The organism is Pseudomonas sp. B21_DOA (assembly GCA_030544685.1).
Lineage (GTDB): Bacteria > Pseudomonadota > Gammaproteobacteria > Pseudomonadales > Pseudomonadaceae > Aquipseudomonas > Aquipseudomonas fluorescens_AO.
This window is the reverse complement of the sequence record CP086683.1, coordinates 5330630-5343374: the sequence shown is the minus strand read 5'-3', so window position 1 is coordinate 5343374 and position 12745 is coordinate 5330630. Positions and strand designations below refer to the sequence as shown.

11 protein-coding genes and 4 pseudogenes are annotated in these 12745 nt (G+C 60.8%); 7 read left to right on the top strand and 8 right to left on the bottom strand.

Going from position 1 to position 12745, the window contains the following annotated elements; translation table 11 throughout:
- The first annotated feature begins 64 nt into the window (after nucleotides 1-64).
- On the top strand, nucleotides 65-742 hold the full coding sequence (locus LJU32_24750; GenBank protein WKV88557.1) for a response regulator transcription factor: 678 nt from the start codon (nucleotides 65-67) through the stop codon (nucleotides 740-742).
- A pseudogene (locus tag LJU32_24745) lies at nucleotides 739-2083 on the top strand (histidine kinase). The gene LJU32_24750 and the pseudogene LJU32_24745 overlap by 4 nt, the downstream one beginning before the upstream one ends.
- Before the next feature lie 95 nt (nucleotides 2084-2178).
- Here LJU32_24745 and LJU32_24740 read toward each other — a convergent pair.
- Nucleotides 2179-3176, bottom strand: a pseudogene (locus LJU32_24740) (AraC family transcriptional regulator).
- A gap of 347 nt (nucleotides 3177-3523) precedes the next feature.
- Here LJU32_24740 and LJU32_24735 point away from each other — a divergent pair.
- Together LJU32_24735 and LJU32_24730 are read left to right on the top strand one after the other, a co-directional pair.
- Nucleotides 3524-4858 carry a dicarboxylate/amino acid:cation symporter gene (locus LJU32_24735; GenBank protein ID WKV88556.1) on the top strand — a complete coding sequence of 445 codons (1335 nt, stop codon included), beginning with the start codon at nucleotides 3524-3526 and terminating at the stop codon, nucleotides 4856-4858.
- A gap of 264 nt (nucleotides 4859-5122) precedes the next feature.
- Nucleotides 5123-6303, top strand: a pseudogene (locus LJU32_24730) (CoA transferase).
- Between the two features lie 108 nt (nucleotides 6304-6411).
- Here LJU32_24730 and LJU32_24725 read toward each other — a convergent pair.
- Nucleotides 6412-6906: a SprT family zinc-dependent metalloprotease gene (locus LJU32_24725; protein WKV88555.1), complete on the bottom strand. Its 495-nt coding sequence runs from the start codon at nucleotides 6904-6906 to the stop codon at nucleotides 6412-6414.
- A gap of 146 nt (nucleotides 6907-7052) precedes the next feature.
- Complete coding sequence (locus tag LJU32_24720) at nucleotides 7053-7655, bottom strand: YIP1 family protein (protein ID WKV88554.1); 603 nt, start codon at nucleotides 7653-7655, stop codon at nucleotides 7053-7055.
- Nucleotides 7656-8078: 423 nt separating this feature from the next.
- Between LJU32_24720 and ttcA the strand changes: the two genes are divergently transcribed.
- Both ttcA and LJU32_24710 read left to right on the top strand, forming a co-directional pair.
- Entirely contained in the window at nucleotides 8079-8903 is an 825-nt protein-coding gene (ttcA, locus tag LJU32_24715; protein ID WKV88553.1) for a tRNA 2-thiocytidine(32) synthetase TtcA, read from the top strand.
- An 81-nt stretch (nucleotides 8904-8984) separates the two neighbouring features.
- Nucleotides 8985-9659 (top strand): DNA-3-methyladenine glycosylase I, encoded by a 675-nt coding sequence (locus LJU32_24710; protein WKV88552.1) that lies wholly within the window; start codon nucleotides 8985-8987, stop codon nucleotides 9657-9659.
- A gap of 146 nt (nucleotides 9660-9805) precedes the next feature.
- Here LJU32_24710 and LJU32_24705 read toward each other — a convergent pair whose 3' ends face one another.
- Genes LJU32_24705 through arsC form a run of 3 tightly spaced genes read right to left on the bottom strand, consistent with a single transcriptional unit; the run spans nucleotide 9806 to nucleotide 11177 of the window.
- Nucleotides 9806-10231 carry a DUF2069 domain-containing protein gene (locus LJU32_24705; GenBank protein ID WKV88551.1) on the bottom strand — a complete coding sequence of 142 codons (426 nt, stop codon included), beginning with the start codon at nucleotides 10229-10231 and terminating at the stop codon, nucleotides 9806-9808.
- Nucleotides 10231-10827 (bottom strand): NAD(P)H:quinone oxidoreductase, encoded by a 597-nt coding sequence (gene wrbA / locus LJU32_24700; protein WKV88550.1) that lies wholly within the window; start codon nucleotides 10825-10827, stop codon nucleotides 10231-10233. The genes LJU32_24705 and wrbA overlap by 1 nt, the downstream gene beginning before the upstream one ends.
- Nucleotides 10824-11177 carry an arsenate reductase (glutaredoxin) gene (gene arsC / locus LJU32_24695; GenBank protein ID WKV88549.1) on the bottom strand — a complete coding sequence of 118 codons (354 nt, stop codon included), beginning with the start codon at nucleotides 11175-11177 and terminating at the stop codon, nucleotides 10824-10826. Before arsC ends, wrbA begins: the two co-directional genes overlap by 4 nt.
- 113 nt (nucleotides 11178-11290) lie before the next feature.
- Between arsC and LJU32_24690 the strand changes: the two are divergent.
- Nucleotides 11291-11753: pseudogene (locus tag LJU32_24690) on the top strand (TlpA family protein disulfide reductase).
- 57 nt (nucleotides 11754-11810) lie between these two features.
- On the opposite strand, the gene LJU32_24685 reads toward LJU32_24690, so the two are convergent.
- A complete protein-coding gene (locus LJU32_24685; GenBank protein WKV88548.1) occupies nucleotides 11811-12215 on the bottom strand; it encodes an META domain-containing protein in 405 nt (134 codons plus the stop codon).
- The gene (locus LJU32_24680; GenBank protein ID WKV88547.1) at nucleotides 12215-12649 is read right to left on the bottom strand and encodes a hypothetical protein; all 435 of its coding nucleotides are present in this window, start codon (nucleotides 12647-12649) and stop codon (nucleotides 12215-12217) included. The genes LJU32_24685 and LJU32_24680 overlap by 1 nt, the downstream gene beginning before the upstream one ends.
- Nucleotides 12650-12745 lie beyond the last annotated feature (96 nt).

Sequence of the window (12745 nt, the reverse complement as noted above, 5' to 3'; positions counted from 1 at the left end):
CATTCGCGAGCAGGCTCGCTCCCACAGGTTGTGACTGGAGTGTTCAAGTGATGGGGAGAAGGACATGAAACTGTTGGTCGTCGAAGATGAGGCGCTGTTGCGTCATCACCTGCAAACCCGCCTGACGGAAAGCGGTCACGTCGTCGAGTCCGTGGCCAATGCCGAGGAGGCGCTGTACCAGACCGGACAGTACAACTTCGATCTGGCAGTGATTGATCTCGGCCTGCCGGGCATGGGCGGCCTCGACCTGATCCGCCAGTTGCGCTCGGGCGGCAAGACCTTTCCGATCCTGATCCTCACCGCGCGCGGCAATTGGCAGGACAAGGTCGAAGGGCTCGCCGCCGGTGCCGACGATTACGTGGTCAAGCCGTTCCAGTTCGAAGAACTCGACGCACGCCTCAACGCATTGTTGCGCCGCTCCAGCGGTTTCACCCAGTCGACCATCGTTGCCGGGCCGTTGCTGCTCGACCTCAATCGCAAACAGGCGAGCCTTGATGAGCAGCCGCTGGCGCTGACCGCCTACGAGTACCGCATCCTCGAATACCTCATGCGCCATCATCAGCAAGTGGTGCCCAAGGATCGCTTGATGGAGCAGCTTTATCCGGACGATGACGAGCGCGATCCGAATGTCATCGAAGTGCTGGTCGGCCGTCTGCGGCGCAAACTCGAAGGCCCGGCCGGGTTCAAACCGATCGACACCGTGCGCGGCCTCGGCTACCTGTTCAATGAGCGCTGCACTTGATCCGTTCCCTTCGCGTTCGCTTGATGCTCGCCGCCACCACGTTGGCGGTGTTGTTCATGCTTGCCTTGCTGCCGGCGATGCAGGGTGCGTTCAGCCTTGCCTTGCAGGATTCGATCGAACAACGCCTGGCGTCCGACGTCACCACACTTATCTCCGCCGCGCGGGTGGAAAACGGTCGGCTGGTGATGCCGTCGCAATTGCCGGACGAGCGCTTCAATCTCACTGATTTCCGCTTGCTCGGCTATATCTACGACCGCGATGGCAAACTGGTGTGGCGTTCGAAAGCCACCCAGGAAGAACAGATCAACTACAAACCGCGTTACGACGGCCTCGGCAACGAGTTCGCGCGGATCCGGGAAGCCAGCGGTCAGGAGTTCTTCGTCTACGACGTCGAAGTCAAATTGCTCGGCGGCAAAAGCGCAGCGTTCAGCATCGTCGCCCTGCAACCGGTGCGCGAATACGAAACCACTCTCGAAGGCCTGCGCGAAAACCTCTATCTGGGCTTCGGCGCGGCATTGCTGGTTTTGCTGGCGCTGCTATGGATCGGCCTGACCTGGGGCCTCAAGGCCTTGCGCCGCTTGAGCCAGGAACTCGACGAAATCGAAGGCGGCACTCGCGAAAGCCTCACGGAAAAACACCCGCGTGAACTGCTGCGCCTGACCGGCTCGCTCAACCGCCTGCTGCTCAGCGAACGCCAGCAGCGCAGCCGCTACCGCGACTCCTCGACGACCTCGCCCACAGCCTGAAAACCCCTTGGCGGTGCTGCAAGGTGTCAGCGAAGACATGGCGCAGCGCCCGGAAGACCGCGACCAGGCTTGGGTCCTGCAAAGCCAGATCGAACGCATGAGCCAGCAGATCAGCTACCAACTGCAACGGGCCAGCCTGCGCAAAAGCGGCCTGGTGCGCCATCAGGTGCGCCTGCAACCGGTGCTCAAAAGCCTCTGCGATACGCTGGACAAGGTCTACCGCGACAAACACGTGCGCGTAACCTTTGATCTGCCGGAACATTGCTACGTGCCGATCGAACAGGGCGCTTTGCTGGAAATGCTCGGCAATTTGCTGGAGAACGCCTATCGCCTGTGCCTCGGCGAAGTGCGGGTCAGCGTGCGCGAGTCACTGGCCGGGATCGAATTGTGCGTAGAAGATGACGGGCCGGGTGTACCGCTCGATCAGCGTGCGCGGATTCTCGAACGCGGCGAACGTCTGGACGCCCAGCATCCGGGGCAGGGGATCGGGCTGGCGGTGGTCAAGGACATCATCGAAAGCTACAACGCGCGCTTGGCTTTGGGTGATTCACCGATGGGCGGGGCGGCGTTCAGGATTCATTTTCCGGCGGTGTGAAGGTTGGCCGTGCCGGCCTCTTCGCGAGCAGGCTCGCTCCCACCTTGAAACGCATTCCCCTGTGGGAGCGAGCCTGCTCGCGAAGGCGTCTGACTTCACAACTCCTGCGCCCGATAAGCCCCCGGTGTCAGCCCCGTCCATTTCTTGAATGCCCGGTGAAACGCCGAAGGCTCGGAAAACCCGAGCTGCTCGGCAATCTGCTGCAACGACAGATCCGCCCGGCCCAGATGATAGATGGCGATATCCCGCCGCAGCTGATCCTTGAGCTCCTGAAAACTCGTGCCTTCTTCACGCAAATGCCTGCGCAAGGTCTGTGGACTGATGTGCAAGTGCGCGGCGACGGCTTCCAGATCCGGCCAATGTGCCGCGTCGCGGCTGAGCAAGCGGCGCAGGCGACTGCTCAGGCTGTCGCCGTCGTCCGGGCGTGAGAGCAGGTCGGCGGGGAGCGTTCGAGGAAATGTTTGAGCGTGCGTTCGTCCTGCAACAGCGGCATGGCCAGGTAGCGACTGTGAAACAGCAGGCTGCTCTGCTCGGCATCAAAGGTCAGCGGGCAGGGGAACAGCAAGTCGTATTCGCCGCCGTGCTCGGGGCGCGGATAGCTGAAAGTCGCCTGCTCGAGCCGAATGCGCTGGCCGATCAGCCAACTGCCGAGGCGATGCCAGATCACCAACAAACTCTCGCTGAGAAAATGATCCGGGTCCCACCACTGCGCATCGTCGAGGCTCAAACGCACCCATTCGTCTTCGCGGCGCAGGGCCAGGCGCGGGGCGTCGGGGAACAGGCTGTAAAACAACAAGCCACGTTGCAGAGCCTTCTCCAGGTTGCGGCAGTGAATCGAGGCGTGGCACATCATGGCGAAGCTGCCGGGCTTGCTCGGGGCGTTACCGAAACCCAGGTATTCGTCGTCCAGCGCCAGCCACAGCCCCTGAATCAGCCGGGTGAACTGCTCAGGGGCAATCCGCGCGCGGGGCTCGTCGAGCAACTCCGGGCTGATCCCCATTTGCTGTAACAGGCCTGAATAATCCAGGCCGCGCCGGCGTGCGCCGCCAAGAGCGGCACGGGCGAAATGGCTGGCGATGGTGCGTTCGCGCATAAGCGGCAATCCTTGTTCAGGCACCGATCGTAATGGCGGGCCTGCAACGCAACAAGGCGGATTTCCGCCAAATTTCAGGACGACGCGCGGCGGGTTGGCGGAAATCCGCCATGCTCAAGTCGCCGATGGGGGACAGGAAAAATCCTGCAGCCCCTGATATCAAAAGGCTTGCTGGCAATCGCACCAATCTGGCACGACGTTTGCGATACAAGCGACAGAAGCGTGCATTTTTCCCGCCCGGGAGGATGCCGCTCCAACAACAAATCCCTCCAGTGCAGGAGGGTTCGCAATTAAGGTTCGGCGCTCGACAGATGGATGTTGCCGCTGGACGCTTGAGGAAACCTGCAATGACGACTCGTCAGCCACTGTACAAATCCCTGTATTTCCAGGTGATCGTTGCCATCGCCATCGGCATCCTGCTCGGTCACTTCTATCCGCAGACCGGTGTGGCCCTCAAGCCACTGGGCGACGGCTTCATCAAGCTGATCAAAATGGTCATCGCCCCGATCATCTTCTGTACTGTTGTCAGCGGCATCGCCGGCATGCAGAACATGAAATCGGTAGGCAAGACCGGCGGCTACGCGCTGCTGTACTTCGAAATCGTTTCGACCATTGCCCTGCTGATCGGTCTGGTCGTGGTCAACGTTGTGCAACCGGGCGCCGGCATGCACATCGACGTCACCACCCTCGACGCCTCGAAAATCGCCACCTACGTGACGGCCAGTAAAGACCAGAGCATTGTCGGTTTCCTCCTCAATGTGATCCCGAACACCATCGTCGGCGCGTTCGCCACCGGTGACATCCTGCAAGTGCTGATGTTCTCGGTGATCTTCGGCTACGCCCTGCATCGCCTCGGCTCGTACGGTCGTCCGCTGCTGGACATGATCGATCGCTTCGCCCACGTGATGTTCAACATCATCAACATGATCATGAAACTGGCGCCACTGGGTGCGTTCGGTGCCATGGCGTTCACCATCGGTGCCTACGGTGTCGGCTCGCTGGTGCAACTGGGCCAGTTGATGATCTGCTTCTACATCACCTGCGTACTGTTCGTCGTGCTGGTGCTGGGTGCGATCTGCCGGGCTCACGGTTTCAGCGTGTTCAAGCTGGTGCGTTACATCCGTGAAGAACTGTTGATCGTACTGGGCACCTCCTCGTCGGAATCGGCACTGCCACGCATGCTGATCAAGATGGAGCGTCTGGGCGCGAAGAAATCGGTTGTCGGTCTGGTGATCCCGACCGGTTACTCGTTCAACCTCGACGGTACTTCGATCTACCTGACCATGGCCGCCGTGTTCATCGCCCAGGCGACTGACACGCACATGGACATCACCCACCAGATCACTCTGCTGCTGGTACTGCTGCTGTCCTCCAAAGGCGCGGCGGGTGTGACCGGTTCGGGCTTCATCGTGCTGGCCGCGACACTGTCGGCAGTAGGTCACCTGCCGGTGGCCGGTCTGGCGCTGATCCTCGGTATTGACCGCTTCATGTCCGAAGCCCGCGCACTGACCAACCTGGTCGGTAACGCTGTTGCGACCATCGTTGTGGCCAAGTGGGTCAAGGAGCTGGACACCGATCAACTGCAAGCCGAGCTGGCTTCCGGCGGTCGCGGCATCTCCGACGAGCGTGAAGAAGACGACCTGGGTGTGGCTGAAGGCCCAACCCCGAGCAATGTGAAGTAAATACAAGAACTGCGCATCAGTACGATGTGAGGTTGTAAAAATCCCTTGTGGTGAGGGATTTACCCCCGATGGACTGCACAGCGGGCCTCTTCTTCCAATTCCAGAGAAGGGGCCGCTTCGCGACCCATCGGGGATAAATCCCTCGCCACAGGGGTTTTTCTTGCCCGGGATTTGAGCGCAACGGTCACACCTGCTGACATTTGCGGTGATTGCCGCATCGACAATGGCTGCCTAGGCTGAGTGCATCGCCCAAGGAGTTTGCCCATGTCCGCACCGCTGGCCTCACTGAAGATTCTCGATTTCTCGACCTTGCTGCCGGGGCCGTTCGCCTCGTTGCTGCTGGCGGACATGGGCGCCGAGGTGCTGCGCATCGAATCGCCAACCCGTATGGATCTGCTGCGGGTGTTGCCACCGCATGATGGCGGGGTATCAGCCAGCCACGCTTATCTGAACCGCAACAAGCGCAGTCTGGCGCTGGATCTGAAACAGCCCGAAGCGCTGCAGATCATCAAGCAACTGCTGGGCGAATACGACATCGTCCTCGAGCAGTTTCGCCCCGGGGTGATGGAGCGTCTGGGCCTGGGTTATGAGGCATTGAAGGCGATCAACCCAAAGCTGATTTATGTGTCGATCAGCGGTTACGGCCAGACCGGGCCGTACAAGGAGCGCGCCGGGCATGACATCAATTATCTGGCCCTGGCGGGACTCGCCAGCTACACCGGACGCGCCGACAGCGGGCCGTTGCCGCTGGGCATGCAGGTGGCGGACGTGGCGGGCGGCTCACTACACGGCGTGATCGGCCTGCTGGCAGCGGTGATTGCCCGTCAGCAAACCGGGCAGGGCACCCATCTGGATGTGAGCATGACCGATTGCGCGTTCAGCCTGAACGCCATGGCCGGCGCGGGATATCTGGCCTGTGGCGCGGAACCGGGTTGGGAAGACCAGATGCTCAATGGCGGCAGCTTCTACGATTATTACCGCACCCGGGATGGGCGCTGGATGTCGGTGGGCAGTCTGGAACCGGCGTTCATGCAGCAACTGTGCACGGCGCTGGGCCGACCGGAACTGGCAGCGCAAGGATTGTCGCCCAGGCCTGAGCAGCGACAGGCACTGAAGGAGGCGTTGCGGATCGAATTCGAACGGCATGATTTTGCAGAACTGTGTGAGTTGTTCGCCGGGGTCGATGCCTGTGTCGAGCCGGTATTGAGTCTGGGTGAGGCGGTGCGCCATCCGCAGCTACAGGCGCGGGAGTTGATGACACAAGTGCCGCGCGGCGATGGCACGACGCAGGCGCAGATCGCCTGTCCGTTGAAATTCTCCGAGGCGTTGCCGGCGCCAAGGCATGTTGGCGCCGGGTTGGGGCAGCATACGGATGAGGTGTTGGGGAGTTGGGGTTGAGTGCTTCGAAGATCGCTGAGCTGCGTTCCGCCAGAGTGATTTTGTAGCGCCCTGGCGCCGCCTTCGCGAGCAGGCTCGCTCCCACATTGAAATGCATTCCCCTGTGGGAGCGAGCCTGCTCGCGAAGGGGCCATTCAGGGCACCGCAGGAACTGACTATTCCACCCGCATCTCACCACTGAACACCAATGTCGTGCGGCACCGTCGGCAGAAGTAGCGACGTCCTTTCCCGACCAGGCCATGACGCTGGGCGGTAAACGGGAAATCACTGTCGGGACACGGGCATTTGTAGATATAGCGGGTCACGCTGCGTCGCTTGATTTCATAGGTGTGGCAGCGGTCCGGCGGCAATTCGTAGACGCCACGCATGATCAGTTGCCACTCCTCGCCATGGGGCTGGATGCGGTCGCCGAACAGTTGATGAGCGATCAGGTGGGCGACTTCGTGGGCCACGGTCTGCTTGAGGAAGTGCTCGGTGTTTTCCCGGTACAGCTGTGGGTTGAAGCGCAGCAGGTTCTCGTGCAGATGCGCGACACCGGCTTTCTGCCCGCGCAGCTTGAGACTGACCACGGGGCGTTTGAAGGAGCGTTTGAAAAAGGATTCAGCGAGTTGGTAACAATCTTCGACGCGGGTATTGAGTTGCTCGGGCATGCTTGATGGATCTCCAGAGACGCCGAGTATGCCGCAACCCCGGCGACTTGCGAATCGCCGACCTGCCGAATGGTCGTCGCCCAACGAGAAGGCCGCCTTGCGGCGGCCTGTATTGGCAGATGTTGTTTTTCTCAGGAGGAAACAGGTCAGTTGGTATAGACCGGGCCGACACCCAGGCCCCAGACAATCACGGTGAATGCCATGATCGCCACCAGCACCACCAGGCCGACGGCAAGCACTGAGCTGGAAAACAGGAAACCTTCATCCGAAGGAATGTTCATGAACGTCGGCAGGCCGACATACAACAGATACACCGTGTAGCAGATGGCCGCCGTGCCGACGATCATCCCCAGCCACATGTGCGGATACAAAGCGGCCAGTCCACCCACGAATAACGGTGTTGCGGTGTAAGTGGCAAACGCCACGCAACGGGCCAGGCTCGGGTTGGCGTCGTAGGTGCGCGCCATCCAGTGCACGAAGGCGCCCATCACCGCGACCCCGCCGAGCATGGCCAGGTACGACATGATGGTCATCCACAAGGCGCTTTCGAACGTGAGCATCACCGGCGCGCGATTGCCGATCACCCAGCCCACCTGGGTCGTGCCGATGAACGCCGAGACCGCAGGGATCGCCGCCAGGATCAGCGTGTGCGTCAAGTACATGTGGCTGATGCTTTCCTCTTGGTCGCCACGGATCTCTTTCCATTCCTGATCGGGGTGGGTAAACAGTCCCACTACGTGATGGATCATGCCATTCACTCCTCTTGTCATTGCCATCGCCCCCCAACGGAGCGCCTACGGGCCAAGGTGGCCGAGCAAATACAGGTCTAAAGACGTGTGCGACCTTATGTCGCAGTATAGGAAGGACTCCAGCGCACCGTTATGCCGGGCTTAGAGCAAATCGCGCTGTAAACATTGCAGGTAATCGCCTCGGGGTCTTGCGGGGAAGGCATTTTTGAGGCGAAACACTTTTGTGGCCAGGGATTCATCCCCGTTCGGCTGCGCAGCAGTCGCCAAGCCATTCACCGAGCAGTGTCAGGCGATACGAGTTCTCGGGTTTCAGGGCTGCTTCGCAACCCAGCGGGGATAAATCCCCTCGCCACAGATGCTTCGCGCTACTGGGGTTTTTGCGTAAAATGCCGGCCTTTCGTCACACCTCACGGATTTCGCGTCATGGGCACTCTTACGGTCAACCAGAACAAACTGCAAAAGCGCCTGCGCCGCCTGGCCGGCGAAGCGGTCGCCGATTTCAACATGATCGAAGACGGCGACAAGGTCATGGTCTGCCTGTCCGGGGGCAAGGACAGCTACACCATGCTCGACGTGCTGATGCACCTGCAGAAGGTTGCACCGATCAAGTTCGACATCGTTGCGGTGAACATGGACCAGAAACAGCCGGGCTTTCCCGAGCACGTGCTGCCGGGCTACCTGAAAGAACTGGGCATCGAGTATCACATCGTCGAGAAGGACACTTACTCGGTGGTCAAGGAACTGGTGCCGGAAGGCAAGACCACCTGCTCGCTGTGCTCGCGCCTGCGTCGCGGCACGCTGTACACCTTCGCTGACGAAATCGGCGCGACGAAAATGGCCCTCGGTCACCACCGCGACGATATCGTCGAAACGTTCTTCCTCAACATGTTCTTCAACGGCACCCTGAAAGCGATGCCGCCGAAACTGCGCGCCGACGATGGCCGCAACGTGGTGATTCGTCCGCTGGCGTACTGCAACGAGAAGGACATTCAGGCCTACTCGGACTTCAAGCAATTCCCGATCATCCCGTGCAACCTCTGCGGCTCACAGGAAAACCTGCAACGCCAGGTGGTCAAGGAAATGCTCCAGGACTGGGACCGCAAGACTCCGGGCCGTACCGAATCGATTTTCCGCAGCCTGCAGAACGTGGTGCCGTCGCAACTGGCCGACCGCAACCTTTTCGACTTCACCAGCCTGAAGATCGACGAAACCGCGGCTTCGCGTTTCGTCAATGTCGTCAATCTGTAAACACAACCTGTAGAAGCGAGCCCTGTGGTTGAGGGGACAGCTTCTGCATGTGTTATTCATTTCCAAACCTCAGGAGAGGGCATGCGCGATTACAAGTGGCTGCACGAATACTGTCTGAACCGTTTTGGTTCGGCGGCTGAACTGGAAGCCCATCTGCCCGTTCCCAAGACCCCCGCTCAACTGCGCAAGATCCGCGACGACCGCTACCTCTCGACCATGGCCCTGCGGGTTTTTCGCGCCGGGCTCAAGCACAGCCTGGTCGACGCCAAGTGGCCGGCGTTCGAAGAAGTGTTCTTCAAGTTCGATCCGGAAAAAGTCGTGCTGATGAGCGCCGAACACCTGGAGCGGCTGATGCAGGACGCGCGGATCATCCGCCACCTCGGCAAGCTGAAAAGCGTGCCGCGCAATGCGCAGTTCATTCTTGATGTGGAAAAGGACAAGGGCAGCTTTGGCGCGCTGATCGCCGACTGGCCGGTGACCGATATCGTCGGCCTGTGGACATACCTGAAGAAACACGGCCACCAACTCGGCGGGCTGTCGGCGCCACGCTTTTTGCGCATGGTCGGCAAGGACACGTTCGTGCCCAGCTACGACGTGGTCGCGGCGCTGAATGCGCAGAAGATCGTCGACAAAGTGCCGACCAGCCAGCGTGATCTGGCAACGGTGCAGAACGCCTTCAACCAGTGGCACGAACAGAGCGGCGGCCGGCCGATGAGCCAGATTTCGATGATGCTCGCCTATACCGTCAACCATTGAGTCAATCCGATCGTTCCCATGCTCCGCGTGGGAATGCCGCCATGGACGCTCCGCGTCCACTGTGACGCAGAGCGTCACGGGATGCATTCCCACGCGGAGCGTGGGAACGATCATGTGGGAGCGAGCCTGCTCGCGAAAGCGCTTGGTCAGGCGACGCTGATCTCGCCTTCGCCCGCCAATTTGCGATTCAACTGATAGCGCCAGCGCACATACAGCAGCGCCGAGCAGAACACCGCCAGGCTCGCGGCCATTTCCAGCAGGCCGAACAGCTGCCGGTTGGGATCGTACGCCGCCAGTGCGCCTTTGATGAAATACAGGTTCACCACAAAACACATCCACGAATGACCACGGGCGCTGCCCATGATCATCGCCGGGGCGAGGACCAGCCACGGGATCAGCTCGACCAGCAGAATCACCCACGGCCGCGCGCCATGCAGGTCGGCGAACAGCAGATAATAAGCGGCCAGCAAGCCGGCGAGGGCGAAAAAGCTCAGCAGGCTGAGCACGCGCATCGCCTTGACCCGTGGCTCAAGCCACGCCACCGAGGGCAGAACTTTCGGCTTCTTCGCCATCAGCTCACCAGTTTCTGCGCGGTTTTCGCCAGACGCAGACCGAGTGCGCGACACAGCGCCATTTCGTGTTGATCCAGGCCACTCTTGCCGTCGGCACCAGCGTGATGGCTGGCGCCGTAAGGCGTGCCGCCACCTTCGGTTTCGAGCAGGGCCGATTCGCTGTAGGGCAGGCCGGTGATCAACATGCCGTGATGCAACAGCGGCAGCATCATCGACAACAGCGTGGTTTCCTGACCGCCGTGCAGGCTGGCGGTGGAGGTGAACACACCGGCCGGTTTGCCGACCAGCGCGCCAGTCAGCCAGAGGTTGCTGGTGCCGTCGAGGAAGTACTTGAGCGGCGCGGCCATGTTGCCGAAACGCGTCGGACTGCCCAAGGCGAGGCCGGCGCAGTTTTTCAGATCATCGAGGCTGGCGTAGAGCGCGCCCTCATCGGGAATCTCCGCGGCCACCGCTTCGCATTCGGTGGAAATCGCCGGCACTGTGCGCAAACGCGCTTCCATTCCGGCCTGCTCGATGCCACGGGCGATTTGCCGGGCCATCTCGTTGGTCGAACCGTTGCGGCTGTAATAGAGAACCAGAATGTACGGCGTGCTCATGGCAACAACTCCAGCACGTTTTCCGGCGGGCGACCGATGACGGCCTTGTCACCGACTTCGAGAATCGGCCGCTCCATGAGTTTCGGGTGCGCAGCGATGGCGTCGATCAGGTGCTGTTCGCTGAGGCTGGCGTCCGCCAGGTTCAGGGTTTTGTATTCCTCTTCACCGCTGCGCAACAACTGCCGCGCACTGATCCCGAGTTTGCCGAGCAAGGCCTTGATCTGCGCGGCGCTGAGCGGCGTTTCCAGGTAGCGCACGACAGTCGGAGTCAAGCCGCGGGCTTCGAGCAGTTCCAGCGCGCCGCGGGATTTCGAACAGCGCGGATTGTGATAAAGCGTCAGATCGGTCATGGCGGGTCGCTTCTGGCGTAAAGTGGCGGCTATTCTAACTGTGCGGCGCGCAATCCAGAACCGTCAGAGGCGATGGGTCGCAGGCGCTTTCGAATTTTCACAAGGAACACGACATGACACGGCGATTGGCAGCGGCATTGACGATTCTCGGGGCGTTGATGCTGGGGGCTGCGGCAATGATTACGGCATCGACCAGAACGGCCAGAAGGTTGCGTCCGAACGTCTGGATAAACAATGGGTGGTGCTCAATTACTGGGCCGAGTGGTGTGGCCCGTGCCGCACGGAAATTCCTGAGCTGAATCATTTGGCTGATGAGCTCAAGAGCAAGAATGTCGGGGTGTTCGGGGTCAACTTCGACAACGTGCAGGGCGCGGAATTGAAAGAGGCGAGTGAAAAACTCGGCATCAAGTTCACCGTGCTGGCGCAGGATCCGGCCGAGCTGTTCGACCTGCCGCGCAGTGAAGCGCTGCCGGTGACGTTCATCATCGATGACAAGGGCAAGGTGCGTGAACAATTGCTGGGCGAGCAGACGGCGGCAGGGTCATGGCGAAGCTGGAGGCGTTGCGGAACAAGTAACCTGTGGCGAGGGGATGAATCCCCTCGCCACAGGTCCCCTGCGGGCAAAGAAGGGGCTCAGCCCTCTTCCAGCCACCAGCGCAATGGCTTGCCTTCAGCCGGCCAGAAGCGCACCTGCTCGATCGGCGAAATGTCCCAGCGCTCGATTTTTTCCAGCGCCTGCAAGAACCGTTGTTCCTGCTCCATCAGCGCCGGGGCGCAGAGTTTGCGGGTCTTGCCGATCTTGCCAAAGGTCAGCTTGTCGCCGTCCTGCGTATAAGGCGCGAACCAATGGTTGCAGCCACCGTTGCCATAAGCGCGGCCGTCATCGCCGAGGGTCACAGTCAGATGGCTGTAATCCATCAGTGGCCGCTCGCCGATCCATTCCAGGATGTAGCTGCGGTTGTGCTGCAGTTGCACCGGCTCTGCGGCACAACCAACCAGGCCGACACCGATCAGTGCGGTCAGGGCAAGCCGTTTCATCACGCAGGCTCCTGGCATTTCGGGCACAGGTGCTTGTCGCCCACGGCTTTCCAGCCGAGCTCGGCGATGCGCGCGGTGGCGGCGGGTTTCTCGGCGGTCTTGCCCAGCTTGGCATCCACGGCAAATTCAAAGCTCAGCTCTTTCGCGCAGCTGTCGCAGTTGACCTGCCAGGTGTGAATCGCCAGTTCGCCAAACACCGGGCCAGTGGTCATTGCGGTCCATTGGCCTGGCGGGTTGATCAGGTGGCGGACGGTGTCGACGGTCAGGCGCATGGACAAATCCTTGCTGCCTTTGAGCGTGACCAGCAGGGCATCGCCAATACGGATCGAGCCACCGTTGCCGGTCACCTGATAGCGGCCCGGAACCAGGGCGCGGCATTCGGTGAGGGTGTGTTGCGGGTTCATCAGGGTGTAGCGGAAATCGTGTTCGACCATGGGTCCTCCAAATATGCGCGACATGCTAGCACGGGCTCGATTGCAGAATGATGCGCGCGTGCGACCTTCGATCCGGTTCAAATGAGAGCACAGTCA

Coding starts and splice junctions, on each gene's coding strand:
- LJU32_24750 (WKV88557.1), top strand. CDS start 65: ATGAAACTGTTGGTCGTCGAAGATGAGGCGCTGTTGCGTCATCACCTG.
- LJU32_24735 (WKV88556.1), top strand. CDS start 3,524: ATGACGACTCGTCAGCCACTGTACAAATCCCTGTATTTCCAGGTGATC.
- LJU32_24725 (WKV88555.1), bottom strand. CDS start 6,906: ATGCCCGAGCAACTCAATACCCGCGTCGAAGATTGTTACCAACTCGCT.
- LJU32_24720 (WKV88554.1), bottom strand. CDS start 7,655: ATGATCCATCACGTAGTGGGACTGTTTACCCACCCCGATCAGGAATGG.
- ttcA (WKV88553.1), top strand. CDS start 8,079: ATGGGCACTCTTACGGTCAACCAGAACAAACTGCAAAAGCGCCTGCGC.
- LJU32_24710 (WKV88552.1), top strand. CDS start 8,985: ATGCGCGATTACAAGTGGCTGCACGAATACTGTCTGAACCGTTTTGGT.
- LJU32_24705 (WKV88551.1), bottom strand. CDS start 10,231: ATGGCGAAGAAGCCGAAAGTTCTGCCCTCGGTGGCGTGGCTTGAGCCA.
- wrbA (WKV88550.1), bottom strand. CDS start 10,827: ATGAGCACGCCGTACATTCTGGTTCTCTATTACAGCCGCAACGGTTCG.
- arsC (WKV88549.1), bottom strand. CDS start 11,177: ATGACCGATCTGACGCTTTATCACAATCCGCGCTGTTCGAAATCCCGC.
- LJU32_24685 (WKV88548.1), bottom strand. CDS start 12,215: ATGAAACGGCTTGCCCTGACCGCACTGATCGGTGTCGGCCTGGTTGGT.
- LJU32_24680 (WKV88547.1), bottom strand. CDS start 12,649: ATGGTCGAACACGATTTCCGCTACACCCTGATGAACCCGCAACACACC.